Below are 2,119 nucleotides of genomic sequence, written 5' to 3' on the forward strand. Positions count from 1 at the left end.
CGAAGTGCGTCCGCTTCAATTTCAAGTGTGTTTTTGGCTATTGCGATATAATCGTTGTTCATAAAAGTTATTATAGCTCAATAACCCTTTAAAACTGGTGCCTGTTTATGCAAAATCTTTATCTTGACGTATCACATCTTGATCAACGCAGTGTCACGAAATTCGCCCTCAGCGAAGAGGTGATGATGGAACACGCTGCAATGGCTATGGCACATTTAATCCGCTCACGTTTTGCTCCCGACTCCTCTATTCTTATTGTCTGCGGAAGCGGTAACAACGGGGCTGATGGCTTAGCACTTGCACGATTGCTCAGGGGAGAGTATCACGTAAGTGTCCATATCCCTTTCGGCGCAAGTTCACCGCTGGCACATTTGCAGCGAGAACGAGTTGAGACTTTAGGATTGAAACACTCATCCCTAGAAGGGGACTATGACGTTATTGTCGATGCACTGTTCGGATCGGGTTTAAATCGCCCTCTCGGCCCTACCGCAATAGAGGTATTGGTATCGATGAACCGAATGAACGGATTTAAAATCGCATGTGATGTTCCCAGCGGTCTTTATGCCGACGGCACCTTTGATGAGCCTATTTTCCATGCCGACATCACCCTCACAATGGGTTCACTGAAACGAGGTTTATTCAGTGATGCCGCTAAAGAGATCGTAGGTGAAATTAAAGTGAGCGAGTTGGGAATCAATCGCCATACCTACGAAACACCCTCATCTTGGCAGTTATTAGAGGAAACCGATTTGTCTCTCCCCTACCGCGTCCACACCTCAACCAACAAAGGAAGTTACGGTCATTTAGCGATCGTTTGCGGTGAAAAAATCGGAGCATCCGTCATCGCCGGCTCAGCGGCACTTCGTTTCGGAACGGGATTGGTTAGCCTTATCAGCAATGAAAACGTCACGATCCCCTACGAGCTGATGCAAAGCCATTCTCTCCCCGCTACTACTACCGCCATCGCATTAGGCATGGGGCTAGGGGTAGAGTTTTGTGATGATGAACTCTCCTCCTTGCTCGACAATACGCTTCCCCTTGTTTTGGATGCTGATATTTTTTACCACCCGATGTTTGGTAAACTCTTGAAGCGTGAGAGTATTGTCCTCACCCCGCACCCAAAAGAGTTCACCCAAATATTACGTGTCTGCGGTATTGCCGATATCGATGTCACCACATTGCAAAATAACCGATTTGCCTATGTAGAGCAATTTTGCGCGGCCTATCCTAACGCGGTGTTAGTGCTAAAAGGCTCTAACGTCATCATCGCTCAAGGAGAACAATTTTTTGTCAATCCACTCGGAACCGTTGCATTGGCAAAAGGGGGGAGCGGCGACGTTCTCAGCGGTCTTATCGGGGCATTGCTGACACAAGGATATACACCGCTCATCGCTGCGATCCAAGGCTCGCTAACCCATACACTGGCAGCACGCAAATTTGATAAAAACAACTATGCTCTCACCCCATTTGATTTAATCGAAAGACTCACCTGTTTATGAAAAAAATCGTAACCCTTTTCAGCGGGGAGGGAACCAACCTCGCCAACTTGATCGAAAAAATCCATCTCAAACATGCCGCCATCGTCTGTGCAATTACCAATAATCCCGACGCGGGAGGAATACTCAAAGCCAGAAACGCGGGAATTCCGGTCGAAATACTCGATCATCGCGACTATGAGAGCCGTGAAGCGTATGATGCTGCATTGGTTGAAATGATTCAAGAATATAATCCTGATCTTGTCGTCCTCTGCGGATTTATGCGGATTCTAACCCCCGTCTTTACCTCGCATATCCGCTCCATCAACCTCCATCCTGCGCTCCTCCCCGCATTCAAAGGGGCACGTGCGATTGAGCGAAGCTTTGAAAGTGACGAAAAAATCTGCGGTGTCAGCGTTCATTGGGTCACAGACGAACTCGACGGCGGTGAGATAATCTTGCAAAAAAGTTTTACCAAAAATTCCTCCGATACTTTAGAAGAATTTTCGGCTAAAATTCGCGAAATCGAGCATGAGATACTCCCTCTCAGTGTACTAAAAATTCTAAAGGACTAGTGGATGCATACTTTACAAATCGGAAAATATACCCTCGGAAGCCGTCTTATCGTCGGAAGCGGCAAATAC

The 2,119-nt window shown here is 47.1% G+C and carries 2 protein-coding genes; both read left to right on the forward strand.

What is annotated here, in order from left to right; translation table 11 throughout:
* The first annotated feature begins 107 nt into the window (after positions 1 to 107).
* Positions 108 to 1,499, forward strand: coding sequence for an NAD(P)H-hydrate dehydratase (locus A2517_RS01900; protein WP_294893678.1), 1,392 nt, complete (start codon positions 108 to 110; stop codon positions 1,497 to 1,499).
* On the forward strand, positions 1,496 to 2,050 hold the full coding sequence (gene purN, locus A2517_RS01905; protein WP_294893679.1) for a phosphoribosylglycinamide formyltransferase: 555 nt from the start codon (positions 1,496 to 1,498) through the stop codon (positions 2,048 to 2,050). Before A2517_RS01900 ends, purN begins: the two co-directional genes overlap by 4 nt.
* Positions 2,051 to 2,119: the final 69 nt, after the last annotated feature.

Source organism: Sulfuricurvum sp. RIFOXYD12_FULL_44_77 (genome assembly GCF_001830725.1).
Lineage (GTDB): Bacteria > Campylobacterota > Campylobacteria > Campylobacterales > Sulfurimonadaceae > Sulfuricurvum > Sulfuricurvum kujiense_A.